This window comes from Rummeliibacillus sp. BSL5 (assembly GCF_052928305.1).
This window is the reverse complement of record NZ_JAVGCV010000002.1, coordinates 33,744-58,649: the sequence shown is the minus strand read 5'-3', so window position 1 is coordinate 58,649 and position 24,906 is coordinate 33,744. Positions and strand designations below refer to the sequence as shown.

Genomic DNA, 24,906 nt, shown 5'->3' with positions numbered 1-24,906 from the left:
TGAAAATGCTATAATATGAAGAAATGACGAAAGTGGTGATCGCTATGTCTGAAGAAATGATCGCGGCTAAAGAAGCCATGCTTTATTCACAACGTATTGCCCAATTATCCAAGGCTCTTTGGAAAGCCGTGGAAAAGGATTGGCAAGCATGGATTAAGCCCTACCGGTTAAATATTAACGAGCATCATGTATTGCTTATTGCAAACAATCTAAAAGGCGCTTCTATCTCGGATATTGCTAAGTTCGGCGTTATGCATGTTTCGACGGCTTTTAATTTTTCGAAAAATTTAGAAGAGCGCGGCTTGCTGTCATTTTCAAAACGCGATAATGACAAACGAAATACATATGTTGAACTAACCGAGAAAGGCCACGAATTACTTTTAGAACTGTATGGAAACTTTAATCATTCGAGACATACTGTGATCGATGGTTCTATCCCTCTAAGAGAGTTGTATGGCGAATTTCCACAATTTTTCGAATTAATCGCCCTAATTCGTAATATCTACGGCGATGATTTTATGGAGATTTTTGAAGTTTCATTAAAGAAGATGGAAGATTGACTTAATATCCAATATCATGCCTTTTACTGGGATGGTATTGGATTTATTTTTTTGAAATACATGGTGGAATTTTGTAGATTTATGTACTTTTTCTAATGCCAAATTCCTGTGCATTGTAGACGATGTTGAGACGTAAAAAATTCATCTTGATTTTCTATATAAAAAGCTTTACTGTATGTATCTAAGCTTTTTATTCGTATAGAAAAGGAGATGCTAAGAGGTGCACTGCTGGAAACACATTAATGTCAAAAAACAATACGGCCATCATCGACTATTTCTTTTCTCAGCTATATTTATGTTACTGGCCTTTTCTTTCTTTTATATTACGATGACTGCCTATCGGGACAGCCCAGTGACAGATCGATTATTCCCATTATTTTTGGCTGGTTTTTTAATGGTTTATCCGGCACATAAGTTACTGCACTTTTTACCATTGGCTCGTTGTCACAATCGGTTGCGTTTTAAGCTTGAAAAGCAATTTGGTGTTATTCCTTTGCTTTCCATTCGTATTACCGAACCAATTATTAAACTACGCTATTTGATTGCTTTGACGATTCCTTTTGTCGTGCTCAATAGCATACTCATTATGGGTGGCTTGATTTATTCGACTTACCGTCATTATTTCGCCATTTTATTGGCCTATCACTGTGGTTTGTGCGTAATCGATTTGCTGTATGTAAAACATTTAATCCATTCACCTAAAAAAGCATTTATAGAAGAGACAGATAAAGGCTTTGAAATTTTGATTTCCTATGATAATGAAAGTGAAACTGTCCTAAGCAGAAACTTTACTCATCTTCCATGATTTTTGCTTGTTTCTTTTTTCTACTTTTTTGTGGAGCATAAAAAGAGAACTGGCTTGTCATATTTATCTCTCTTTTGTTATGCTTAGGGGGTATTAATAGAGGGGAGGAAAAGACTTGATCATCGCTATTGTCGTCCTATTCTCGGTATTCTATCTGTTCCAAATTAACCGCATGACTTTTACACTTTGCGCACAGAAAGAAATCCCCGAGGAGAAACAACCTAAAATTTATCGCACTATTAATGTACTGATCACAATCTTACTTGTATCATTTTACTTAGAAATGATGTTTACAGTTTAAAATAGACTATGCATGGTCATGAGTCTTTTCGTGCCTATAGTGTATAAGAAGAAAGCCGCTTACAAGTCAATGTAAGCGGCTTTTCCTTCTTCAATTAGTAGATGTAAGCTGCACCTACAATGATCAATAAAATGAAAAGAACTACCAATAAAGCGAAACCGGAACCGTAGTTACCGCCGTAGCCGCCGTGTCCTCCACCACTCATTCTTAGCACCTCCTTTGCTCATTTCTTTTATATCTTATTCAGTACTTTAAAACTTCTTTAGGCGATTTCCCCTGCAACCTTTTCCTTTTCTCATCGTTCTATGGTATAGTTACATGTGCATAAGTAGTAGGAACTCAAGTTGGGAGAGATTAGAAAGATGAAAAAAACTGTACTATCATTAACACTTGCAGCATCTGTACTCGCGTTATCAGCATGCGGAAATGCCGGAGATGAAAAAGTCGCAACTTCAAAAGTCGGCGATGTGACAAAAGATCAGCTTTACAGTGAAATGAAGGATTCCGTTGGTGAATCAGCATTGCAATTGATTGTCATTGAAAAAGTATTGAACGATAAATATAAAGTGTCTGATAAAGAAGTTAATAAAGAATACGAAAAACAAAAGAAAGAAATGGGCGAAAACTACGAACAAACGTTGGCAGCTCAAAATCTAAATGACAAATCATTCAAACGCAGCATTAAATTGAACCTTTTACAAGAAGCTGCTATGGCTGATGGCGTAAAAGTCTCAGAAGCAGATATGAAATCTTATTATGACGAGATGTCAAAAGAGTTGAAAGCAAGCCACATCCTTGTAGCTGATGAAAAAACAGCTAAAGACATCAAAGCAAAATTAGATAAAGGTGAAGACTTTGCTAAGCTTGCTAAGAAAAACTCTACAGATACTGGCTCAGCAGAAGCTGGCGGCGAACTTGGTTGGTTCGGTCCAGACAAAATGGTCCCTGAATTTACTAAAGCTGCCTATGCTCTTAAAAAAGGTGAAATCAGTGAACCTGTTAAAACATCATATGGCTATCACATCATTAAATTAGAAGATGAGCGCGATGCAAAAGTGAAAGGCTCTTATGAAGATAACAAAGCTGAAATTAAGAAAAAACTTCAACTTCAAAAAGCTGACCAATCACAACTGTTGTCAAAAGTATCTAAACTTGTAAAAGATGCAGACGTGAAAATTAAAGACAAAGACTTAAAAGACGCATTAGCTCAATTTAAAAGCTCAGCAGCTACAAAATAATGCATAAAAAGCCCTGGATCCATGATCCAGGGCTTTTTTTATTCTATTGTTGGTTTATAGAATGAACGATTATCCAATGGGAAAAGTCGTTCTGTGAATTCTCCGGGCTTCGTTTTACCGAGTGCACGTTTTAATGTATTCATTTTAGCATCAATATTATCGATGTAATGGAGGATTTCAGCTTCCTGAAGCATAGGCTTCTTCGGACTGCCCCACTCTTCTTTACCATGATGTGATAGAACCATATGCTGCAATAGCATAACCTCTTCCCCATCCACATTTAATTCTTTGGCTGCAATCGCTATTTCAGTTACCATTATTGAAATATGGCCAAGCATATTACCTTCTACCGTATAGCTTGTTGAAATAGGCCCTGACAGCTCTATTACCTTACCAATATCATGCAAGATAATGCCCGCATACAGAAGATCCCGATTTAGCACTGGATATAAGTCTGCTATTGCTTTTCCGAGCTTCAGCATAGAAACAACATGATCGAGCAATCCAGATGCATAATCGTGATGATTTTTCGTAGCTGCTGGATATGTCATCAATGATTGTTGATTTTCCATGATTAAATATCTTGTAATACGAGATATCGTTGGATTTTGAATTTCAAAGAAGAATTCCATTAATTGATTGAATAGCTCTTCTTTCGGTATTTCTGCAGACTGGACTAAATCTGTAACAGATATGTTCTCATCCGCTTTTACCGGACGTATCGCCTTTATCCTCAATTGAAGTTTTCCACGGTAATCATGAATTTCGCCACCGATGCGAACAATGCCGCCAGCTTGATACAACTTCTCTTGCTCTTCTCCTGTATCCCAAAGCTTGGCCTCGATACTCCCGCTTTTGTCCTGCAAAATGAGTGTCATAAAAGGCTTACCCACTGTGGTTACGCCTTTTGTCGCTTGTTTAATGAGCAAATATTGATCGACTGGTGCTCCTGCTTGTAATGTTGCAACCCCATTCATACCGAAGTCAATCCCCTTTCATTTTTTAATTCTTCTACATGGATAATTTTTGCATTACTCCACTTATCTAGCATTCTTTCATGGCAAGTAAAATAAAGTATTTGATGGCCATTCATCATGCGCTCAATTAATTGTACCATGTTCTGAATCCGCAAAGTATCAAAATGGACAAACGGGTCATCCATAACAAGCGGAAACGACGCAGAATTTTTCAAGGATTTTGCTAATGCAAAGCGAAGTGCAATATATGCTTGTTCCTTCGTTGCTTGTGATAGTTCAGACATTGAATAGTGCATGCCATCTGCAGCTCCTGTTTCAAAATAACCGTCGGAATTGATATAAAGTGAATCATAGCGTCCGTTCGTTAAAAGACCGAAAAATCGAGAGGCTTCCTCTAATACTGCAGGCAGCTTTTTATCTTTTAAACTCGTGACTGTTTGGGCAATCGCATGAGAGATCAATTTTGATACAATCCAATCTTTTGCCTGTTGGTTTAACTTTGCTTTTTGCTGCTCAAATAACTGTATCTGATTTCTGTATTGATCGTCTTCTAATAGATGTTGCGTTTTAGCAATCAGCTCTGCTCTTTCTTTTAACAGGGCATTTTTCTCTTCACGCACATTTTTTTCATGCTTCATCTCGTCATTTAAACGAGCCGTTGCTTCTTCATCTAGCAAGTCTAGATTCAGTAGATCTGTGTCGTAGGAAGACAATTGATCATTAATCTGTGATAATTCAGTGGTTAGATTAGCATTCAAAACAGATTGTTCCCCAGCTTTATAGAATTCTTCTTTACTGTCGACCCCGGCTTCAGCATATAACTTTTTCATTTCATCCATATAAGATTGCTGGAGAAGTGATAATTCATCCCACTTAGAAAGAAGTTGTTGCTTTGTAGCGATCGCATTTTCATAGGTATTTTTTTGCTGCATTAATTGTTGGTGCGTGCTGTTCAATACAGCCGCAAAGTTTTCAACTGTACAAGCGATGCCACAGATTTCATAGCCTTCCTGGAGCCTGTCAGCGCTAAGACGTTCAAGTGTTTGTAATTGCTCAAGATTCATTTCAAGCTGCTTATTTGCTTGCTGTAGTTGACGAATCAGACGGAAAAGTTCATTGTACAACTCATACTGGAATTGACCGCCTATTCGATAAGCGTGTAGAAATTCAGTGAGCTTTCTTTTACTCTCATTCATTTTAATTGTTAGATCATTAAACTCTTGCAAAGCAGCTTTTTGATCCTTCTCTTTGTCTTCTAATTGCTGTTCAATGAAGAGCACTCGCTGATCGTATTGAAGAATATGCCCCTCAATTTCTCTCATCTCAGCGTCATTTGCGGCATATGGTCCATTCTGTCTCTGTGTTGTCTTTTTTCGATCAAACGCTATATAGATAAAGATAGCAGCCGCCAATCCAATAAAGCCAAGCTCAGTTCTGTTGAACATAAAAACTACTGCAAGGGAAACTACTGCTAGTCCAAAGGCCAATAGTTTTGCCGGTTGCTGTTTGCCTCCTTTAATCGATTGCCTATTTTCTTGCTGTGATTGAGAAGAGCGTTCTTCTTGCCAACGTTTTAAGCGTGTGTGCTCTTGTTCTGTCGGTGCATTTTGATAGGCTTCATCAAGCTTGTAGCTTAGTGAGTGTATTTCTTTTTGAATTTGATCGAGAATGTTTTGCTGTATGTCCAATTGGTCTTCATGGTGTTTTAACTCTTTTAAGTGATGATAGAATTGATTTTCCTGCTGTATGGAAACCTCCGCTTCCAACAATGAGCGCTGTTCATCTTTCTGAATGACACCTACTAATTGAAATTGCTCATCCATACTTTGTCTTTGTTTTTCTATCTCTCTATTCAATTGGCGAATTTGTGCTTGCCATTCCCGCCATTCACTATCTCTATTCAACAGTTCCTGCACTTTTAAGAAATGATCTTCATCCCATTCTTTTTGTAGCACATCTTCTAAACGATTAAGCTCTTTCCTTATACTTCCTATTGACGCTTCATTGGCTAAATGCCTTTCTTCCAATTGTTCTAATCGACTAAGACCTTTGACTGGAAAAGTAGTATAGCGAATAGATGAAAGCTCTTCTTGAGCTTTTTTTCTTCTTTTTAACAATGGATAAATCTGTTTGTATTTGGTTAACTCCTGTATTTTTTGTCGATGTCTTTCTTCATCATTTTCTAATTGAGCTAATTTATTTTCAAGGATATCAATTCTTTCGATGGCAGGTTCATATTCCTCTAATGTTCTTTTATATTCTTTCAAGGCTGCTTCTTGTGCGGCTATCTCATTTATTTGTTTGTTGATAATTGGAAGCTTCCCTGATTTTTTGAATAGTTCTTTTTGTATTTTATCGTGTTTTTGCTCAAGGGCTGATAGCTGGTCAATACCAGTAGTCCCTGATGCTAAAAGCACACGGCTCAGTTCCTCCTCAGAGAGCTTTTCTATATGCTGAAGGGGATGCACCGAAAAAGCAAATATAGCTTCAAAGCTCTGTCGATTATAGTTATGCAGAATTTTTGATAATAGTTCATCACCACCCGATTCACCATTTTTAAGGTGGACAGTTACTTCGCCTCCAGCCTTTCCTCGGATTCGTTCTATTGTACAAACACCAAATTCCTCATCTTCTAGCACAATCAGCCCACCATATTTGCCTCCTTTTTTAGGCTCATAACGTGGGAGCTGTTGATTCTTTTGTGGAAAGCCAAACAGTATTTGAAGGATAAATTGCTGGATTGTTGTTTTCCCGGCTTCATTCATCCCATAAAACACGTTGATCCCTTCCTGAAGCTTTATATTGATTTCTTCATGTTGGCCAAAACCATAAATAGCCAGTCGACGAATACGCATATGATGCCCCCTATCCTTCTATTTATTGAAAGCCTAATTTAAACAGATGCTCAGCATCAAACCTAAGATTCTTTAAATCTTCAGTGGTCAGTTCATCTAAATAGCGCCCAGCCTTTGGATGCTGGTAAAGTTCTTTAAGAATTTCTTTCATCTCATCATCAGACCATTCATTAATCGCCTGCAAAACTGATTCTGATGCAAACGTGGGTTTATAGTGAGAAATGCTAGACAGGTCGACAGCAATAGCTTGTATCCAAACAAATGGCATTTCATTCTCTTGTTCTTCTCTCATAATGTCAACCCATTCTGCAAGCTGTGCATCTTCAAACAACGTGCGGGCTCGTTCATCGATATTTTTTAAATGGAGCCATACGAGGCCAGCACCGTATTCTTTACGAAATCCGTCGATTGCTTCAGCACAGACTTTCAGCAAATCATTTGCATGCAGAATCTCTTTACAGTCCACTTCTATTTCTTCAAAGACTACGGCGGAAGCAGGCCTGAAATTGTAGGTGGCCTGTCCCTTAGATAGTTCGATATCATAAAAACCCTTTACTCCTAGTTCCTTACGGTGCCTACTTTGAATGTTACCAGGGTATACGATCATCGGATTCTCATGCAAAATCTGGCGTTTATGGATATGGCCAAGCGCCCAGTAATCATATTGTTTTGATAATAAATCTTCTATTGTAAAAGGCGCATAGACATCATGCGTAGCATCCCCACGAATACTGCCATGCAGCATGCCGATATGTATTGCTTCTCGATCTTTTGCGGCTGGATAACTCTGTACCATCGCTTGTGGAATATGTCTTTCACGATAACTGAATCCCGTAATATTGACGTTCATTCCTCTTATATGAAGAGTGATGGTCTCGGTTTCTGCTGGCATAGCTTGGACATTGGACGGCAACGAGAAACGCGTCCACTTGCCGCTTAGATGATCATGGTTTCCGTAACTAATAATGACAGGGATATTATACAACGCGAGCTGCTCCATCCCTTTTTGAAAAATTTGTTGGGCTCTAAGACTTCTTTCCTCTCCATCATACAAGTCGCCGACTATTAAAATAAAATCTGGTCTTTCTTGTATGGCATCATTTATCAATTGTTGAAAAGCATCGAATGTGCTATTTCTAAGCCGTTTGAAAGCATGTGAAGGTAAATCAGACATTCCTTTAAAAGGGCTATCCAGATGCAAATCAGCACAGTGGAAAAATCGTATAGATGACATTGTATCCCTCATTCCTTATACGAATATTTGTTCTTACTTTATCATACTATTCTAACATTTTGTATCGATATATTGTACAGCTATTTCAATTTTTTTGTATAATGAATACATATTCATATAAGGGGTGATCAGAATGCAAACATACCGTTTTACAGCATTCGAGAAATCGGGAGAAATTTTAAAAGATGAAGCTTGGGATTTTCCAGATCAGGCAACAGCAAAATCACAAGGGGCAGAAAAAATTGAAGAATTAGGCTATAGCGAAAAAACTCATCGCCTAGTAGATCCTCAAGGCAAGCTAATTCTATTTCATGTATAGTGGAAGTTTTAGAAAGAATAAATGAAAAAAGAGACATTTCAAGTCGAAATGTCTCTTTTTACTTTCCTTCAAAATGTGGGTCGCGCTTCTCTATAAATGCTTGTATACCTTCTAAATGGTCACTTGTTTGTCTCATTAGCTGTTGGCCTTTAGCTTCTAACGCTAATATTTCATCTAATTCTTTTTGTTTATGGCCATTTAAAATCCTTTTTGTTTCAATCATGGCTGCTAGAGGTGAATGTAGTAAGTTTTGTGCCAATTGTACAGCTTGTTCAACAGCTGTCCCCTTTTCTGCTACTTGATCAATCAGCCCCAGACTTTTTGCTGAAGGACCATCCAACGTCTTGCCTTCCCATATCAGCTGTTTCGCTTTTGGTACACCGACTCTTTCTTTCATAAAGAAATGGCCGCCTCCATCTGGAATCAAACCTATGCCGATAAAATTCATGGCAAGTTTGCTATTCTCTTCAGCGATAATAATATCACTTGCTAATGCAAGACTAAATCCAAGTCCAGCTGCAGCCCCATGGACAGCCGCGATTGTAATCATCGGAAGGGTATAATAAGCTCTAATCATGCGAGAGATTGTATCCATAGCTTGTAGCATATCAATTGAATCTTCTCCTGTTCCGAGCATCGTTTTAATATCGCCGCCAGCAGAGAATACTTTGCCACTCCCTTTTAGCATCAGCACTTGAATACTTCCATCATTTTTAAGCAATTCAAAGCACTCGGCCAACTCCTGGAGCATCGTATCATCCATAGCATTCATCGCATTAGGACGATTCAAGCTTATAATCGCTAATCTCCCATTCTTTTCAAACGTTATACTTTGAAATCTCATATTCTCCCTCCATTCTTTGCTTAATGAATAAATTCGATTTTTTTATGTAAAAACCTCTTTATTTTGCTGTCATAATAAAATTAATTTTTAATATACAATTTCTACTATCTATCCTAATAGACTCATTTAAAAAAGACTGCATTCCATCGATTTGATTCGATGGAAGCAGTCTTAAACAAAATTATTTTTGAATATCTACAGCTTTTAAATCAATTTCGCCGATTTTGTTAGGTGCCATGTTTTTCACATAATCTTTTGCTACGTAGTTGTTAACGTAGAAGTAGATTGGTGCAATTGGCATTTGTTCAGCTAGCAATGTGTTAGCTTGTTTTAACAAATCAAGACGTTTGTTTTCATCCGTTTCTTTTGTAGCAGAAACTAGTAAAGATTTATACTTCGGATCTTCCCAGCCTGTATCGTTGTTACCATTTTTAGCTGTATCATAACGCTCTAAGAATGTGTATGCATCGTTATAGTCAGCGATCCAGCCCATACGAGCAACGTCGAAGTCTAAAGCAGTTACTTTATCAAGATATACTTGCCATTCAGAGTTATCGATTTTAATTTCGATACCTAGGTTTTTGTGCCAGCCTTCTTGAATGTATTGTGCGATAGCAGCATGTGCTTCACTTGTGTTGATAGAAATACCGATTTTGATATCGCTTGCTTTCTTAACGCCTAATTCTTTCATACCATCTGCAAGTGCTTTTTTCGCTGCTTCGATATCGTTGTCTTTGAATTTGTTGTTTTCTTCTTCAAAGCCTTCGATTGCGATTGGCACATTGCTCAACGCAGGTTTTTGACCGCCTTTTAATACATTATCAGCTAAACCTTGACGGTCGATTGCATAAGATAATGCTTTACGGATATTAGCGTTTTTAGTGAATTTACCTTTTGTATTGAATTTGTATTCATAGATTGCTGCATATGGAACTGATTTTAAAGATTTATCTTTTTTGTAGGCATCCATTGCATCAAGTGGAACAGTTTGATAAGGAGAACCTAAGTAATCGATATCGCCACTTTTGAACATACGGTTAGCAGTTGTTTCAGATTCAACCATTTTGATGTTAACAGTAGATAAAGCTACATTGTCTTTATCCCAGTAGTCAGCATACTTTTTAAGAGTGATTGAGTCGTTGTGTTTCCATTCGCTTAATGTGAAAGGACCGTTTGTTACATAAGTATCGCCAGCTTCAGCGTACCATTTTTTGTTATCTTTTACTACTTTCTCATTAACAGGCATGTATGTATAGAATGCTGTCAATTCTAAGAAGTAAGGTGTTGGATTTTCAAGTGTTACTTCTAATGTTTTGTCATCTACAACTTTAATACCTAAATCATCAGCAGAACCTTTTCCGCTGTTGTATGCTTCTGCACCTTTAATTGGGTACAAAATTGAAGCGTATTCAGAAGCGTTCTTTGGATCTAATGCCCATTTCCAAGCGTAAGCGAAATCGCCAGCTACTACAGAATCGCCATTTGACCATTTTGTATCACGCAACTTGAATGTATACGTTAATTTATCGTCACTTACTTTTACATCTTCTGCTGCTGCATTTTGAACATTACCGTCTTTGTCTACACGAGTAAGACCTTCAAATGCTGCACGAATAACCGCACCAGAAGTACTGTCATTAGCAAATTGTGGATTTAAACTTGGTGGCTCTGAAGTGATTGATAGATTCAATGTTTTGTCTCCGCCTTTAGAGCCTGAGCCAGATGATTCATCTTTGTCTTTAGAACCGCCAAAGTTACATGCCGCAAGCACTAGCATTAATGCTGATAATAGCACTAGCGATAAAAACTTTTTCTTCATAAATATCCCCCTCTATGGTGTACATTTTAGCTACTAGCAAAGAGTAACTATTATAACTATATCAGAGGAAACTATATAAAAAAAGAAAATTATTTAATTTTTCAGTGATAATTTAATTTTCTTATATTTTAATTATATAGCTTATTTACATACTTTTATTATAATTTTCTGTATTTTTAGTTATATAACTATAGCTTCTCTCTGATTTATATAGTAAATCTTTCATTATTAAATAAAAGACAAAACTATTTATACCATTTTGCAATTTGTTGATCTGTACCGTATACAAAATGTCCCGGAAATACTTCATGCATTGTTGCTTCAGCATCAGTGTCTTCGTGTTCATACGGTATTCTTACACGTGTACTTTCAGAAATAGGATCTGGCAATGGAATTGCTGAAAGCAATGACTTCGTGTAAGGGTGTATCGGATTTTGATAGATTTCCTCTGAAGTGCCGAGTTCCAATATTTTTCCGCGTCTCATTACTGCAATGCGATCACTAATATATTTCACCATTGATAAATCATGAGCGATGAACAGATAAGTAAGCCCATGTTTTCTTTGCAGTTCTTTCAATAAGTTCACGACTTGCGCTTGAATGGATACGTCTAGTGCAGAAATTGGCTCATCCGCAATAATGAAACTTGGATTTAAGCTTAACGCTCTAGCAATACCGATACGTTGGCGTTGTCCGCCTGAAAATTCATGCGCATATCGGTTCGCATGTTCACGATTTAGTCCTACTACTTCTAGTAAAGAACCTATTTTTTCTTTGCGTTCTTTTCTATTTTTATAGAGGCCATGTATTTCGAAGCCTTCTTCAATAATTTCTCCTGCTGTCATACGAGGATTTAATGAAGCATAGGGATCTTGGAAAATCATCTGCATTTCACGATTAAATTCTTTTAAATCCCTTTTTGATTTTTTCCCATTAATATCTTCGCCTTTGAATTTGATCTCACCATCTGTCATATCATACAAACGGATAATGGAACGGCCAGTTGTCGATTTACCGCAGCCTGATTCCCCTACAAGACCCAATGTTTCACCTTTATAAACATCAAAACTAATACCATCAACAGCCTTAATAGAACCAAATTGCTGCGTTAAGTTTTTGACTTCTAGAATTTTCTCAGACATGTTTAACACCGTCCTTTGCTAAGTAACCATCAATACGTTTTTGCACAGCCTCCGGTATTGGAACTTGCGGTGCATCAGGATGTAAGAGCCATGTTTTCGCAAAGTGTGTTTCACTAACTTGGAACATTGGCGGTTCTTCTTCATAATCAATTTGCATAGCAAACTCATTTCGTGGTGCAAAGGCATCCCCTTTTGGAGGATTAGTTAAATCAGGTGGTGAACCTGGAATTGTGCGCAATAATTCATCTTCACTGTTTTCTAAATCCGGCATAGAGCCAAGTAAGCCCCATGTATATGGATGTCTTGGATTATAGAATATTTCATTTACTGAACCATATTCGACAATTTGGCCAGCATACATAACAGCTACACGATCAGCGATATTCGCTACGACTCCTAAGTCATGCGTAATAAAGATGATGGATGTATTGCTGTTTTTTTGAATTTTCTTCATTAGTTCTATAATTTGCGCTTGGATTGTTACATCAAGTGCTGTTGTCGGTTCATCGGCGATTAATAGTTTCGGCTCTGCTGCAAGCGCAATCGCAATAACTACACGTTGACGCATACCGCCTGAAAACTCATGTGGATATTGTTTGAACCGTTTTTCTGGGAAAGGAATCCCTACTTCATCCAACAATTCAATCGCTCTCTTTTTAGCTGAGTCACGAGTTGCTTTTTTATTATGTTTTAAGATTACTTCCATAATCTGCTTACCAACTTTCATCGTTGGGTTTAACGCAGTCATCGGATCTTGGAAGATCATCGCAATTTCATTACCGCGGATTTTTGTCATTTCTTTTTCTGTCAATGGAATCAAATCTCTTCCTTCAAAGAGAATTTGACCTTGATCATATATGCCAGGTGGTTGTGGAATGAGTTTCATCAACGCATTGCTTGTAACGGATTTCCCGGAGCCTGACTCCCCTACAATAGCTAATGTCTCGCCTTGTTTTAAATCAAAGTTAACACCGCGTACCGCTTGGACAATCCCTGCATAAGTTTTAAAGTTTATTTTCAAATCTTTTACTTCTAATAATGTTTCGCTCATACTCTCACCTACTTCTTTAAAAGATTATTATTTACGTAATTTTGGATCAAGCGCATCACGAAGGCCGTCACCTACTGCGTTGAACGCAAAGATTGTTAATGAGATAAATACAGCTGGGAAGATTAGACGCCATGGTGCTGTATCAATTGCTTTATTCCCTTCTGAGGCCATTGTTCCCCAACTTGCCATTGGTTCAGAAACACCCAATCCTAAGTAACTTAGGAATGACTCTGTAAAAATAGCACTTGGGATCGTTAATGTCATAGTAACTAAGATTGCACCTAGAGCATTAGGTACAAGGTGTTTTAGGATAATATGCTTCGTGCCAGCACCTAGAGTTCTTGCTGCAAGTACATACTCCTGATTTTTAATAGATAATACTTCACCACGTACAATACGAGCCATCTTTACCCAACCTGTGATAGATAAAGCAACAATTAAAGGAATTAAACCTGGTTTCATTACTACTAGCAAGATAATAACTACTAATAGATAAGGAACCGCTGTAAGAACATCGGCAATACGCATCATAATATCATCTACGCGTCCGCCCAATAAACCTGAAACTGCTCCCCATGTTACGCCAATAATTAAGTCAATTATTGCTGCTGACAGACCAATAAATAAGGAGATTCGAGCTCCAAACCAAACACGTACAAACACATCTCGTCCAAGGTCATCTGTACCAAACCAATGTTTTGAAGAAGGTGGTGCATTATAAAGACCTAGTTGTTCGCGATAGCTATATGGAGAAAGCAAAGGAACGAAAATAGCTAGCAATGCAACGATTACTAAAACTACTAAACCAAAAACAGCTAGCTTATTATGAGAAAATCGCAGTCTTACTTCTTTCCAGAAGGATACGGATTTATCTGCTAATTTCTCTGTATCTTTATCATTTCTTCCGATAATTTTAAACTTATCTTTTGAAATTTTCGGAATTTCTTTAAATGATTGCGTCATTATTTTTTCGCTCCTTTCAACTTAATACGTGGATCGATAATTACATATAGAATATCTACGAGTAATACCGCAAATAAAAGAATAATTGAATAGAATACTGTTGTACCCATGATTACAGTGTAATCACGATTCGAAATACTTGTAACGAAGTATTTACCTAAGCCAGGAATCGCAAAAATCTGTTCGATAATGAAACTACCTGTAATAACACCAGCAGCTAGTGGTCCTAAATAAGTCACAACCGGCATTAAAGCATTACGCAATGAATGCTTGAAAAGAGTTGTCCACTTGCCAATCCCTTTGGCACGAGCCATCTTTACATATTCACTATGATTTTGTTCAAGCATACTTGATCGAGTTAATTTAGCGACAAATCCCATATCCATGATGGCAATAGATATAGCTGGTAAAACGCTATACATGAAGCCATTCCAGCCGGCTATCGGCAGTAACTCCCACTTTAACCCGACAAAATACTGCAATAAACCTGCTAAGATAAAGGACGGGACAGATATGCCTAAGACGGCAAACGTGGTTCCGAGATAATCGGGCCATTTATTATGATAAAGCGCGGATGCCGCACCAATTAATATACCGAAGCCAACAGCCAATAGCATTGCTTCAATCCCTAAAGTAAGTGAAATCGGGAAACTTTCAGAAATCATATCGTTTGTTGAACGACCTTTATATTTCATTGATTCACCAAAATCAAATTTTGCAGTGGAAACCAAATAATCTTTATATTGGATATACCAAGGATTATTCAATCCATATTCCTCATTTAATGCCTTTTGAATTTCAGGCGGTACACTTTTCTCACTGGCGAAAGGACTACCTGGAGCAATTCTCATTAAGAAAAACGTTGCTGTAACAATTACAAACAATGCAACTAATATATAGGCAAGCCTTTTTAAGATATACTTAACCATTCTCATATCCTCCTCAATCTAATAGTTAGAAGTAGTTGTCGTCACCAAAAACAGCTTTTCGACAACCTTGCTTGTTAATACTATATCAAACTAATAACAAGAAAAAAAGAAGTTGATAGAATATTTTTAAATGAGATACAATTAGCCTAATTCTAAAATGTCATCGTTTTCCCAATTTATTAGTTGATTTTGTATTTTTATTTATAGATAATCATCTAAATAGTTAATTAACTTAATAAAAATAAATAAAATAGAATAAATATTAGTTCCAGTATATTCAGTCTATTGTCACATTTATATTATTTTTTTACGTATTTTGCGATAGAAAGTGAAAATCGTCATTTTTCATGTCGGATATTATAGGATAGGTAACTTAGAAATTAATATTAAATTCTCTTTTTAATCTATTTATTGTCGTAATAGCACTTTTTTCATGCATTTTGCTTTAATTAGCCTAATAAGATCTAATAAAAAAGACCTTCTCTTTCATTTAATGAATGAGAAGGTCTTGGAGTATTAAATTTTTCCAATATAGTTTCTTTGAGGGTGCATCTGATTAATATTAGTCAAACATACATTAATCTTCGAGTGGATAGGAAGCCATTCTTCCTTTTCCTCGGTCGCAATATACATGCTCTTTAAGAAATTTTTGCTATTTTTATAGAGTCTTACGTATTTTTCCTCTTCCATCTTTTCTTTTTGGAGTTCCAAAAAGACTGGTACTTTCTGAGATAGGCCGCTAACCGTTTCAATAGATAATCCTATTCCAAGCATGGTTACGATCGGTGCCAATAAGTGTTCTTCCTCGTCATCTACATATACAATGGTTGCTGTAAATACTTTATTCACAAGAGCTTCATATATAGAAGGGAATTGCTCAACATCCAATTTTGGATTCTTTACTAAAGCATCAATTGCATCTGCTGTATGAGCAATCGTACATGCCCATCCCTTTTCGGGAATGTAACCTCTTAAATCTTGTTCTAAATCTAAATATAAGACTAATTCATTCCTCGCTTTATCGAGGAGTGGCAAAGAAAGGAATGCGCGTTCTCGATCCTTCGTGAGTATCCACTTAATTAATAAGACAGCAGATGCTCTTTTGAAAATATGATCTGTTCCCACATCACCAATTTCGTAAAATAAATAATCATCACTTAAAGCTAGCTTTAAGAGATCTGTCAGCATATCATCTGACAAACGATTGTCTTCAATATAGCGAGAGAGTGTTTGGTAGATAAGATTTTCTCTAAGGTCGCTATCGGGAGAACCTATATGTTCAATCATCGCTGTTATGATTTCAGATAGATTTTGTTCTTCTTCGGCTTCTCCTTGATGGATTGCCGTTAGTTGTGTTTTGAGTGTATATTCGTCCATAATTAAACCTCCAATACGAATAGTCCGCCGACTAAAGACTATGAATCTGTCGAATAATGTCGTTTACTCTGTATTGTACTAATTATTATACCATTATTGCTCTAGGTTGTCCGTTGCCTAACATGATTTATCCTATGCTAAATATGTGTTATTTATGTATAGCCTGATTATCTACAAGATATGTCTGTATTTGGAAATAAAAAAAGCAATTTCTATACAGAATCCGTATAGAAATTGCATGGGTGCTTATTTCTTCACAATATCATATAGTTCGTTAAGTGCGTCGATTTTTTTATCGAAGGCATCTTGATACGTTAGAATATACTGGGCTGGTTCTTTAGGATTGTGATACTGATTAATTTTTCCTGTGGCATTATTAACAAGCTTTGTAGAAGCACCACATCCTAAGCCAATGATGGTTTGAGCTTCTTCCATGATTGCTATATTATAGATGCTTTCTTCGCCTGGTAGCGAATAGCCGACATTCTCTAAATTCCCCAAAATATTTTTTTGTCTATATAAATAATACGGTGTATAGCCATGCTCCTCTGTCCAGCTATGAGCACGGTGCATCATGGCTTCCGCTGTTTTACGATCCGCCACTTTATATTTTTCCTTGTTATGCGTCATTTCAGAAGCGCGTTTGAAACTTAGTGTATGGACTGTCAAAGATTCCGGCATCATTTTTTCTGTTTCTTCTATTGAATGTTCAAATTCATCTAGCCCTTCATTTGGAAGGCCGATAATCAAGTCCATATTAATATTATTCATGCCAGACTTTCTAGCCATCCAAAATTTATCTATGGTCTCTTGAACGCTATGGTGCCGTCCAATCGCTTTCAAAGTTTCGTCTGTATACGATTGAGGATTTACGCTGATGCGATCAATTCCCCACTTTTTCAGCACTTCCAACTTTTCCTCTGTAATGGTATCCGGTCTTCCTGCTTCTACTGTAATTTCGCGGACAGCCTCCATATGTGGGAATGAATCAAACATCGTTTTGTATAGCGCATCCATTTCATCTGCTTCTATTGAAGTTGGAGTACCTCCTCCAAAGTAAACAGAAGTGATTTTTATATTATTTTCTTTAAGCCACTTGCCCATTTCTTCTATTTCATAATGTAAGCCATCTAGGAATGTTGCAACACGTCCTTGTTTTCTGTTACTTTGGATTGCATATGCAGGAAACGTACAGTACGCACATTTCGTGGGACAGAAAGGAATACCTATATAGATGCTGACTTCTTGGTGTATCTGATCTAAATCAGGAATCGTCTTTAATTGTGTTTGAACAATTTTCTTGAGCATGTCTATCTTTTCATCTGACAAGCTAAATTCAGATACCAATTTTTGATGAATCTCTTCGTCTGATAAGCCTGCTTTACGAAATTTATGGTAAAGCTTTGTCGGACGTATGCCCGTTAGGATTCCCCACTGCTGCTTAATCTCTGTCATTTGCTCTAAGGTATCGAGCAAAACATGTGATAAAGCTCTTTTCAAACGAATCTTCTGTTCTCTTTCCGTGCCTTCGTTTGCATATTGTTGTTCATAATGGCTTCGGTAAATTTCATCCTCTGCATGTAGTTCTGCCTCTGTTTTAATTAGATGGTCATCACTGATTGAATGTGTAAAATGCACTTCTAAATCAGGCACCATCTCTTTTTTCGCTATCTTTGTATCTTCAAAAAATAAGTTTGTAATATCATGAAAAACACGCATAAAGTCTTGCGGATATGCGGGATTTATTTTTAATACTTTCATTCCAGTCACTTCTTTCTACCATGTGTTTCAATCCCTCTGATTTCAAACCATCTCACCTATTGTAGCAAATTTTATCGTGCAAAGCGTAATTAGTTATAGGTGCATTCTCTTTCCACAAAAAAACGCAGACAACGTATTTTCACGTTGCCTGCTGTTCAAAACTAATTTAATTCATTATACAATCCTTCAATTGGTTTGACTAATGTACGATTAATTTCTTCAATCAATCCGCTTAAAGCCATTTCTGCTTGCAGCATGTTGGCGATTTTTTTATTTTGCTGTGCTAGCTGTGCAGTTTTTTGAGCATATTGCAACTCATCTTCGCCAATTTGCTCGCCTTGCATTTGTTTTTTCTGAAGTTTCATTTGTACCTCTCTGAAACTCTTAAAAATAGCCTTAGCTTCTTTATCGCCCTTTACTGTTTCAATCGCTTTTTTCAAGGCTGAATATTCATTAGTTTTACGGAAAGTTCCTTCTAATGCATTGATTTCGTTGTAAATGTTAACCATATGATCCCCTGCTTTCTTTTTGTTTTCGTCATTTACTCTCTAGTAGATATATTCAAAAGGCTCTTCAATTAGAAGATGATCACGACAATTCCTTGAATAATCCCAATAAGTCCTCCAAGTACAAAACCTAATACAGTAATCATCTTGAATTCTTTTTTCGAGATGCCTAGCACCAGATCCTCCAGTACAGATACTGGGAAGGAGTCTACCTGTTCTTTAACGATTTGTTCTAGATTTAAGCGTTTGATGGCATCTTCAAGCTGACTTTCAGCAAGAGCAAAACCCTTTTCGGTCATTTGCGGTACTATATTGCCAGCAAACCATTCTGGTCCGTCTTGCCAGTAATGCACAAGGGGCTTGTCCAAGCGGCTTTGCAACGCAAGTTCCTTTTTCGCATAGCTTTGGATTCTGTATGTCGTTGATGTGAAATCTAAATCTCCAAATAAATTTGTAACAGATTGGACTTTTACCTTTTGCCATTCATTAGACAAGAGATTAGTTAATAGAACCATCGTTCCAGGCGCATGAATGAATTTGTTGATTTCTTTTTGGACACGGCCTACAAGCGATTTGGAATCGCCTAAAAACATTTGAATCATACCGCCAACTGTTCCCTTTGATTCTAAGAAGTCATCGATCAAACGTTTGATTGTTTGTGTTCCTTCAGGCGATTCGAAATAGCCGCCTGCTTTTTCTAAAATGTAACGAGACATTTCTGGGATTTTTTTATTCGCTTTTGCTTCCCATGATTCTGGCAGCAAAGACTCAATCGATTCGTTGGATAGTACGTTCTTTATCTTGTCCAACTGCTCCGCTACAGCCTGATCTACTTTTTGTTCTATTATATCAGGCATATGAGCAGCGCCTATTTGCGTCAGCCAATCGTTGAGTGTTTTTTCATCCGTGAATAAGAGCTTTCGGATTTTGTCATTCAACCAGCCTTCTACTAGTTCCCTATTTTTTACGGTAAATAGTTTTTTGCGGAACATCTCAGGCGTCAGCAAATAATTCACTACTGTTTTCCCTAGTTGCCTTGCTAAATCTTCTCTTCGTTTCGGAATCAAACCTGGCGTAAATGGGACGCGCCACGAACCGATATATATAGGATTATGCGGCCTAAAAAGCATTTTGATAGCGATATGGTTTGTAAATCCGCCAATCACTGCACCAATTACCGTCATAAATACGATTGTCAGTATAGTATTCAACCTTTTTCACCCGTTTCTCTGAAGTAGCTATATTATAACAGAGACGTTCATGATAATAAAAATATTAGCAATTTCTTTCAAATAATCCAGTCGCAACTTATACTAAAGTAGGAGAAGGGAGATGGATTTGTGATTCAGCATTTTAGTTATAAGCCATTCTTTGACAATCAGCAATTGCCTGGTTGGACTATACAGTTTTTTTATAAGCAAAATCGCTATGAAGGCATATATGAACAAGATGGCAGTATTAAATGGACTGGTGCCATTCCGCCAGATGAAGAAAAAGTAAAAAAAATGGTACATGAATTAATGCTTTTTCATGTGTATGACTAATACATATTCGCTCGTAGCGTGTACAAGCATACGAGCGAATTATTCTTTCTCCAAATACTCTCTCCTAAAATCGAGTAGATCTTTTGCTGCCAGCATATTTTCAAGGTTTTCATCCCATTGATCCGTTAATGTATTCCAAACGCGTACATATAGTAAATCACTGTCACGATTATAGAGGACGTATTGAATACATGGTACATCGTGAATTTGAATCGTTTTTTTGGAATCAATTGACGTAATGAATGTTTGAACTTTCTCCTCGTCTTGATCTTCCTCTTCCTGCATTTCGCGTGTTTTTTGAAGCGCATCGATGATCTCCATTTCGTCTAGATCAATCGTCTCTTCGCTTGCGTACTTGAATGGTTCCGGTAGCTCATCGATACGGTCTACCTTATCCATATCTCCTGAAAGCAATAGATGATGGGTAGCACTATAGAGAAGCTGCTGTGTTTCTTCTTCCATTTCCTCTTCATAGATGCCATTCTCCAGCTGACGCTCCCCTTTAACGGTCAACTGGTAATAGACTTCTTTTTCAACCAAACCTTTACGCATAAGCTTTTGCAATAAATCCAACACAAACAGTTCTTCCACTAGCAATAAATCACTAAGTTCTTTCGGATCCTTTATTTCTGCCTTCTGGACGCTTAATAAAATCATTTTCATCAAAATATCCATGGTTTCCCGCTTCACTGGATGGAAGATACACTCAACCGTTTGAACAGGAAAACACCAGCGGGATACGGATAGAATTTTAACTTGCGGGTCTTTGTTTACTTGCTCTGTGAGCTTTTTCTCTAATTCATTTAACATGTTTCTTCTACTTCCTTACAACGGGATTTCCTTCATGATTAAGCCATCCCTTCTGCTCTTTCACCACTTGTAGCAGATGGCTGTACATGTTGCGGGATTCTTTTCGTTTGGCACGCTTTGTAAACATTTCAGTACTGCCGACTAATACGAGTAACTCCCTTGCTCGAGACAGTGCTACATTCAAACGGCGATAGTCATTTGCAAAGCCAATGTCTCCGCCTTTATGTGTAGCGTTGCGGACCATACTGACAATGATGACATCCATCTCCATCCCTTGGAAACGGTCAACTGTCCCTGTACGCAAATGAAGGTTCGGCAATTGTAGTTCCTGTTGAATTAAATGGTCGATCTTCTTCACTTGTTCTCCGTAAAAGCTAATCACGCCAACACTCTTCTTCACACCAGCTTCAAGACTACCCTGGCTGATTGCCATTTCTGTCGCAGAATCTAGATCCCGCAGCATATCTCGAATGATATCAAGCTCGCCTGGATTATATCGGCTTTTGCCGTTCTTCATCTGCTCTTCTAAATATGGCTTTTCATTCGGTGTATCAACCCACAATAAATGATTATGGCGCTTTACAAAGTGACTTTCTAAGAAATGGTCTCGTGCTGTATCAGAATCCTCAAGCCCACATTGAAGTCGATCATCCTCATTTTCATAAAATGGAGAAATCGTATCCATAATTTTTTCATGCATACGGTACTGAATTGCCAGCATCTGTTTATTTGTCTTCGGCAGGTTTTTAAACAGGCGTTCAAATAATGACTCTTTCAGCAGTTTTTTTAATTCGTTTGTTTCATCTAGCTCTTTGTTTTCCTCCATCATGGCCTTTAACGTTTCTTCCAATGTATCATCGCCAATAAGCGGAGGAAGCTGGTGATGGTCTCCTACCAAAATAATCTTTTTGCCTTTAAGCATCGGTAGCAACAATTCAGGTGGTGTTGCTTTCGATACTTCATCAATGATCACAACATCAAATGTAGGGTAGTTGTCCATAAATTCTTTACGAGCCGATGCGACACAGGTGGTCCCAATCACATTAGCATGGTTTACGTATAGTTTTTTAATTTCGTCTAAATCATGTTCGCTAGCTTCAAGCAGAAGCTTGTGCCATTGCTTTTGGAGTTCTTGCTTTATTGGCAATTGCTGTTTCTCATGCTGCAATTCTGCTATTGCTGCTTCTACATGTTGGATCGCTTCTTTGACATAATCGAGCTTGCGCGTTACATCTTCTCTGAGCAGCTCTTCCAATGCTTTTAATTTTTTCTCTTGTGCCAAGCCTTCTTCATTCGTTTTTTGGCTATCTTTTTTTATTTCAATCAGCTGTGCAGATATTTCTCTTTCTTCTATTAAAGAGTGTTCCAGCTGTCCTTTTATCTCTTCAATTTTTGGCGTGGTGATTTGGATCTTTTGTTTATGTGCTAGAAGTTCTTGTAGCTCTGCCTCTTGGCTTGCAAGAATTTCCTTTAATTCTTCAAGCGGCAGCAATTCTTTATCTTCTTCAGACGAGTCTGGCAATCGTTGCTGCAACTGTTCTACTTCGCTTTTCCATCTGTTCCCTGCATTCATCAAGCTGCTTTTATGCTGTAATGAAGCATTCAGAAGATAAGAGACGAGACTCGCTACTTCTTCCTTCATCATATGGAACAGGCGCATGATCTCCTGCCGTTGGTTTTCAAGCATGCCAAATTGTTCGTCGACAAAGATGCGACGATTATATAGGCGTTCAAGATATACATACAGCTGGTTAACATAGACTTCTTTTGTATCTACTAAAAACCTTTTGAAATGATCAATCGCTGAATCAATTTCTCTGATAGCGTAGGAAGAATAGCCATTTGCGGCTTGCGCTTCTACTTGTTTTTGAATTTCCTCGCTTTTTGAGGGACCGATTTTACCTTCTAAGTAGCCGATTGCAGAAAATAATCGTTCTCTTACTTCTTTCCACTCGGTGTATCCGAACATTTGCGCTTGAATGCGTTCAAATGATTGCTGTTGCCACTCTATCTTTGCATTCGGCTGAATGTTGTTTTTCTCCATGATTCCCTGCAGTTCTTGAATTTTGCCGCAACCTTCAACATCCTGCTGAGCTTTCTGCAATGCTTGATGTTTTTCATGCCAATCTCCATAGGCAAGCCGTGCGTTTTCCAAAGCGTGCTCTGCTTTTTCTAGCTCACTTTTGTTGTTTAAATATGAAATATCTTTTTGTAGACTTGCTTTTTCGGATTGTTTTTGGGCTTCTAGCTCTTCTAACTGGCTAAGAGAACCATATTGCCCAAGCAACTCCTCGAACTCCCTGATTTGTTGCTCTTCTTGTGTCTTTTGCTTGATGATGGCTTCTAAGCGTTCCTCAGCTTCACGTGATTCTTTTCTTAAAGCGCCCAATTTCTTTTTTAATTCTTTGATTTCTTGTTGTGTTGCTTCAACCTCTACTTCGGCCCGCTTTTGTTCTTCCAATTTCTTTTGAAGGCTTTCAATTTCAGATCTCAACCCTTGAAGTTCGGTTTCTTTTTTGGCTATTTTTTCATCTAATAATGCTGTATTGTCGGTTTGTCTCGACAGTTCTTCTTCTAGATCATGCAGCGTTTGCTCTCGCCAATATTGCGCTACATTCTCTTCAATAAACCTTTTGCCTTCTTCTTCGATGCTTTCCGTACGTCCATAGCGAAGAATTCGGATATCTTTATTTGAGAGGAGCCTGCTTAGCGCATTATCGACAGCCAAGTTGGATTGTGACGCCACTAATGTTCTAAGCCCAGCCTTGGCATTTTGCTGGCAGATTTCTGATATAACCGTCGTCTTCCCTGTACCAGGCGGACCTTGAATGACGTATAAATCTTCTGCTGAAAGCGCTCCGGCAACAGCTTCGCGCTGAAATTCATTTAAGCGATTATCGAAATCCAATGAAACTTTCTTTTTAGGCTGATTAATTCTCGGTCTCTCTTCGAATAAGATTTTTTCTAGATTCGCATTGGCAGCAAGCCCCTTCTCCAAATCGCTGAACCCCTTGCGAAGACGTCTGATTTGGCTAAGTGTCGCAAAGTTGCTAAACACTAATTCTTTCGATTTCGGATGCCATTTGTCCTTTCGAAGCTGACTTTGAATAAACGGCCGCAGTTCGATTTCGACTGTTTTCTTTTTTTGATTTGATTTAATGACCGTTCCAAGGTCTTCTTTCGCTCCTTGAATTTTAACGCTTAAACCCTTCACTTTTTGCCACTCTTTTTCCTTTATCCCATTGATGGCAATAGTCATATAAGTGAAATTTTCGTTGCATTTATAATCTGTAAATGTAGCACGGAAGTCATCCATCGTTGCATCGCGTTCTTGTATACTTAAGTAGCCTTCCCAGCTGGCGATCCGCTTTTGAACATATTTAGATCGTTCCTCTGCAATAGGCAATTGACGGATCGCATTATGCAGCTCAATCGGCAAACCAACTGTGTTGCTCGCATTAATAGCAAAGTCAATGGTAGTCTTTAGCCGCCTATTTGTGTGAACAGGAACACCACTGCTAAGTACGCGAAAGTTTGTTGCTAGCAGCCCGTCATATTTCACGACACAATTCATCACGGCAACACAACCATCCACCACTTTGGAGAGTGATTGGTTCTCGTCTGGTCCGAAATAAAGTGTAGCTGCCATTTCATCTTTTGCAGTGTTTTGAACGTGTTCAATATGGACTACAAACGACTTTTGAAGATGAAAAAAAGCTTGTTCATCTTTCATGAATGCTAATATGCCTGCACGTGATTTGTTCGTTAATATGATGTTTGTACGCAATGTGCTTGGCTTAGCAATAACTTGTCCCATGAACATAACTTCCTTTCTTTTAAACTCAATATCTTTTTTAAAAAACTAATTTCT

General features: G+C 37.7%; 22 protein-coding genes. 6 read left to right on the top strand and 16 right to left on the bottom strand.

Annotation, left to right across the window (positions count from 1 at the left end; genetic code table 11):
• Nucleotides 1–44 precede the first annotated feature (44 nt).
• The 3 genes from RCJ93_RS10780 to RCJ93_RS10770 all read left to right on the top strand — a co-directional run bounded on the left by RCJ93_RS10780 (nt 45) and on the right by RCJ93_RS10770 (nt 1,666).
• A complete protein-coding gene (locus RCJ93_RS10780; RefSeq protein ID WP_066789585.1) occupies nt 45–560 on the top strand; it encodes an HTH-type transcriptional regulator Hpr in 516 nt (171 codons plus the stop codon).
• 220 nt (nt 561–780) lie between these two features.
• Nucleotides 781–1,365: a DUF3267 domain-containing protein gene (locus tag RCJ93_RS10775; RefSeq protein WP_446738993.1), complete on the top strand. Its 585-nt coding sequence runs from the start codon at nt 781–783 to the stop codon at nt 1,363–1,365.
• Between the two features lie 115 nt (nt 1,366–1,480).
• On the top strand, nt 1,481–1,666 hold the full coding sequence (locus tag RCJ93_RS10770) for a hypothetical protein (RefSeq protein ID WP_066789589.1): 186 nt from the start codon (nt 1,481–1,483) through the stop codon (nt 1,664–1,666).
• Nucleotides 1,667–1,760: 94 nt separating this feature from the next.
• On the opposite strand, the gene RCJ93_RS10765 is transcribed toward RCJ93_RS10770, so the two are convergent.
• Nucleotides 1,761–1,871, bottom strand: a complete 111-nt coding sequence (locus tag RCJ93_RS10765) for a YjcZ family sporulation protein (protein WP_147196225.1) — start codon at nt 1,869–1,871, stop codon at nt 1,761–1,763.
• 157 nt (nt 1,872–2,028) lie between these two features.
• Here RCJ93_RS10765 and RCJ93_RS10760 point away from each other — a divergent pair, with 157 nt between their 5' ends.
• Nucleotides 2,029–2,904 carry a peptidylprolyl isomerase gene (locus RCJ93_RS10760; protein ID WP_446738992.1) on the top strand — a complete coding sequence of 292 codons (876 nt, stop codon included), beginning with the start codon at nt 2,029–2,031 and terminating at the stop codon, nt 2,902–2,904.
• A 38-nt stretch (nt 2,905–2,942) separates the two neighbouring features.
• Here the strand turns inward: RCJ93_RS10760 and yhaM are convergent, their stop codons facing one another.
• From yhaM to RCJ93_RS10745, 3 genes are read right to left on the bottom strand one after another with little or no spacing between them, the layout of a single operon-like run.
• Nucleotides 2,943–3,881: a 3'-5' exoribonuclease YhaM gene (yhaM, locus tag RCJ93_RS10755; RefSeq protein ID WP_147196222.1), complete on the bottom strand. Its 939-nt coding sequence runs from the start codon at nt 3,879–3,881 to the stop codon at nt 2,943–2,945.
• The gene (locus RCJ93_RS10750) at nt 3,878–6,736 is read right to left on the bottom strand and encodes an AAA family ATPase (RefSeq protein WP_446738991.1); all 2,859 of its coding nucleotides are present in this window, start codon (nt 6,734–6,736) and stop codon (nt 3,878–3,880) included. Before RCJ93_RS10750 ends, yhaM begins: the two co-directional genes overlap by 4 nt.
• A 22-nt stretch (nt 6,737–6,758) precedes the next feature.
• Nucleotides 6,759–7,970 (bottom strand): metallophosphoesterase family protein, encoded by a 1,212-nt coding sequence (locus RCJ93_RS10745; protein WP_446738990.1) that lies wholly within the window; start codon nt 7,968–7,970, stop codon nt 6,759–6,761.
• A gap of 133 nt (nt 7,971–8,103) precedes the next feature.
• Here RCJ93_RS10745 and RCJ93_RS10740 point away from each other — a divergent pair, with 133 nt between their 5' ends.
• Complete coding sequence (locus RCJ93_RS10740) at nt 8,104–8,289, top strand: YhzD family protein (RefSeq protein WP_066789599.1); 186 nt, start codon at nt 8,104–8,106, stop codon at nt 8,287–8,289.
• A gap of 58 nt (nt 8,290–8,347) precedes the next feature.
• Here the strand turns inward: RCJ93_RS10740 and RCJ93_RS10735 are convergent, their stop codons facing one another.
• The 10 genes from RCJ93_RS10735 to RCJ93_RS10690 all read right to left on the bottom strand — a co-directional run bounded on the left by RCJ93_RS10735 (nt 8,348) and on the right by RCJ93_RS10690 (nt 19,892).
• On the bottom strand, nt 8,348–9,133 hold the full coding sequence (locus RCJ93_RS10735; protein WP_249774722.1) for an enoyl-CoA hydratase: 786 nt from the start codon (nt 9,131–9,133) through the stop codon (nt 8,348–8,350).
• Between the two features lie 181 nt (nt 9,134–9,314).
• On the bottom strand, nt 9,315–10,952 hold the full coding sequence (locus RCJ93_RS10730; protein WP_446738989.1) for a peptide ABC transporter substrate-binding protein: 1,638 nt from the start codon (nt 10,950–10,952) through the stop codon (nt 9,315–9,317).
• Between the two features lie 245 nt (nt 10,953–11,197).
• Nucleotides 11,198–12,094 carry an ABC transporter ATP-binding protein gene (locus RCJ93_RS10725; protein ID WP_150285003.1) on the bottom strand — a complete coding sequence of 299 codons (897 nt, stop codon included), beginning with the start codon at nt 12,092–12,094 and terminating at the stop codon, nt 11,198–11,200.
• Nucleotides 12,087–13,145 (bottom strand): ABC transporter ATP-binding protein, encoded by a 1,059-nt coding sequence (locus tag RCJ93_RS10720; RefSeq protein ID WP_147196214.1) that lies wholly within the window; start codon nt 13,143–13,145, stop codon nt 12,087–12,089. The genes RCJ93_RS10725 and RCJ93_RS10720 overlap by 8 nt, the downstream gene beginning before the upstream one ends.
• A 27-nt stretch (nt 13,146–13,172) precedes the next feature.
• Entirely contained in the window at nt 13,173–14,108 is a 936-nt protein-coding gene (locus tag RCJ93_RS10715) for an ABC transporter permease (protein WP_150285002.1), read from the bottom strand.
• Complete coding sequence (locus tag RCJ93_RS10710; RefSeq protein ID WP_150285001.1) at nt 14,108–15,037, bottom strand: ABC transporter permease; 930 nt, start codon at nt 15,035–15,037, stop codon at nt 14,108–14,110. The genes RCJ93_RS10715 and RCJ93_RS10710 overlap by 1 nt, the downstream gene beginning before the upstream one ends.
• A gap of 516 nt (nt 15,038–15,553) precedes the next feature.
• Nucleotides 15,554–16,414, bottom strand: a complete 861-nt coding sequence (locus RCJ93_RS10705; RefSeq protein ID WP_446738988.1) for a DUF2785 domain-containing protein — start codon at nt 16,412–16,414, stop codon at nt 15,554–15,556.
• Nucleotides 16,415–16,660: 246 nt separating this feature from the next.
• Nucleotides 16,661–18,175 carry a coproporphyrinogen III oxidase gene (locus tag RCJ93_RS10700; RefSeq protein WP_446738987.1) on the bottom strand — a complete coding sequence of 505 codons (1,515 nt, stop codon included), beginning with the start codon at nt 18,173–18,175 and terminating at the stop codon, nt 16,661–16,663.
• Between the two features lie 161 nt (nt 18,176–18,336).
• Nucleotides 18,337–18,684, bottom strand: coding sequence for a YlbF family regulator (locus RCJ93_RS10695; protein ID WP_066789619.1), 348 nt, complete (start codon nt 18,682–18,684; stop codon nt 18,337–18,339).
• A 68-nt stretch (nt 18,685–18,752) separates the two neighbouring features.
• On the bottom strand, nt 18,753–19,892 hold the full coding sequence (locus tag RCJ93_RS10690) for a DUF445 domain-containing protein (RefSeq protein WP_446738986.1): 1,140 nt from the start codon (nt 19,890–19,892) through the stop codon (nt 18,753–18,755).
• Nucleotides 19,893–20,021: 129 nt separating this feature from the next.
• Between RCJ93_RS10690 and RCJ93_RS10685 the strand changes: the two genes are divergently transcribed.
• A complete protein-coding gene (locus tag RCJ93_RS10685; RefSeq protein ID WP_066789620.1) occupies nt 20,022–20,225 on the top strand; it encodes a YheE family protein in 204 nt (67 codons plus the stop codon).
• A gap of 39 nt (nt 20,226–20,264) precedes the next feature.
• Here RCJ93_RS10685 and RCJ93_RS10680 read toward each other — a convergent pair whose 3' ends face one another.
• Together RCJ93_RS10680 and RCJ93_RS10675 are read right to left on the bottom strand one after the other, a co-directional pair.
• Nucleotides 20,265–21,035 carry a hypothetical protein gene (locus tag RCJ93_RS10680; protein ID WP_147196205.1) on the bottom strand — a complete coding sequence of 257 codons (771 nt, stop codon included), beginning with the start codon at nt 21,033–21,035 and terminating at the stop codon, nt 20,265–20,267.
• A gap of 7 nt (nt 21,036–21,042) precedes the next feature.
• The gene (locus RCJ93_RS10675; protein WP_446738985.1) at nt 21,043–24,852 is read right to left on the bottom strand and encodes an AAA domain-containing protein; all 3,810 of its coding nucleotides are present in this window, start codon (nt 24,850–24,852) and stop codon (nt 21,043–21,045) included.
• Nucleotides 24,853–24,906: the final 54 nt, after the last annotated feature.

What these genes read in the sequence shown, in the direction of transcription:
- RCJ93_RS10780 (WP_066789585.1), top strand. Translation starts at nt 45, where the DNA reads ATGTCTGAAGAAATGATCGCGGCTAAAGAAGCCATGCTTTATTCACAA.
- RCJ93_RS10765 (WP_147196225.1), bottom strand. Translation starts at nt 1,871, where the DNA reads ATGAGTGGTGGAGGACACGGCGGCTACGGCGGTAACTACGGTTCCGGT.
- RCJ93_RS10760 (WP_446738992.1), top strand. Translation starts at nt 2,029, where the DNA reads ATGAAAAAAACTGTACTATCATTAACACTTGCAGCATCTGTACTCGCG.
- yhaM (WP_147196222.1), bottom strand. Translation starts at nt 3,881, where the DNA reads ATGAATGGGGTTGCAACATTACAAGCAGGAGCACCAGTCGATCAATAT.
- RCJ93_RS10750 (WP_446738991.1), bottom strand. Translation starts at nt 6,736, where the DNA reads ATGCGTATTCGTCGACTGGCTATTTATGGTTTTGGCCAACATGAAGAA.
- RCJ93_RS10745 (WP_446738990.1), bottom strand. Translation starts at nt 7,970, where the DNA reads ATGTCATCTATACGATTTTTCCACTGTGCTGATTTGCATCTGGATAGC.
- RCJ93_RS10740 (WP_066789599.1), top strand. Translation starts at nt 8,104, where the DNA reads ATGCAAACATACCGTTTTACAGCATTCGAGAAATCGGGAGAAATTTTA.
- RCJ93_RS10735 (WP_249774722.1), bottom strand. Translation starts at nt 9,133, where the DNA reads ATGAGATTTCAAAGTATAACGTTTGAAAAGAATGGGAGATTAGCGATT.
- RCJ93_RS10730 (WP_446738989.1), bottom strand. Translation starts at nt 10,952, where the DNA reads ATGAAGAAAAAGTTTTTATCGCTAGTGCTATTATCAGCATTAATGCTA.
- RCJ93_RS10725 (WP_150285003.1), bottom strand. Translation starts at nt 12,094, where the DNA reads ATGTCTGAGAAAATTCTAGAAGTCAAAAACTTAACGCAGCAATTTGGT.
- RCJ93_RS10720 (WP_147196214.1), bottom strand. Translation starts at nt 13,145, where the DNA reads ATGAGCGAAACATTATTAGAAGTAAAAGATTTGAAAATAAACTTTAAA.
- RCJ93_RS10715 (WP_150285002.1), bottom strand. Translation starts at nt 14,108, where the DNA reads ATGACGCAATCATTTAAAGAAATTCCGAAAATTTCAAAAGATAAGTTT.
- RCJ93_RS10710 (WP_150285001.1), bottom strand. Translation starts at nt 15,037, where the DNA reads ATGGTTAAGTATATCTTAAAAAGGCTTGCCTATATATTAGTTGCATTG.
- RCJ93_RS10705 (WP_446738988.1), bottom strand. Translation starts at nt 16,414, where the DNA reads ATGGACGAATATACACTCAAAACACAACTAACGGCAATCCATCAAGGA.
- RCJ93_RS10700 (WP_446738987.1), bottom strand. Translation starts at nt 18,175, where the DNA reads ATGAAAGTATTAAAAATAAATCCCGCATATCCGCAAGACTTTATGCGT.
- RCJ93_RS10695 (WP_066789619.1), bottom strand. Translation starts at nt 18,684, where the DNA reads ATGGTTAACATTTACAACGAAATCAATGCATTAGAAGGAACTTTCCGT.
- RCJ93_RS10680 (WP_147196205.1), bottom strand. Translation starts at nt 21,035, where the DNA reads ATGTTAAATGAATTAGAGAAAAAGCTCACAGAGCAAGTAAACAAAGAC.
- RCJ93_RS10675 (WP_446738985.1), bottom strand. Translation starts at nt 24,852, where the DNA reads ATGGGACAAGTTATTGCTAAGCCAAGCACATTGCGTACAAACATCATA.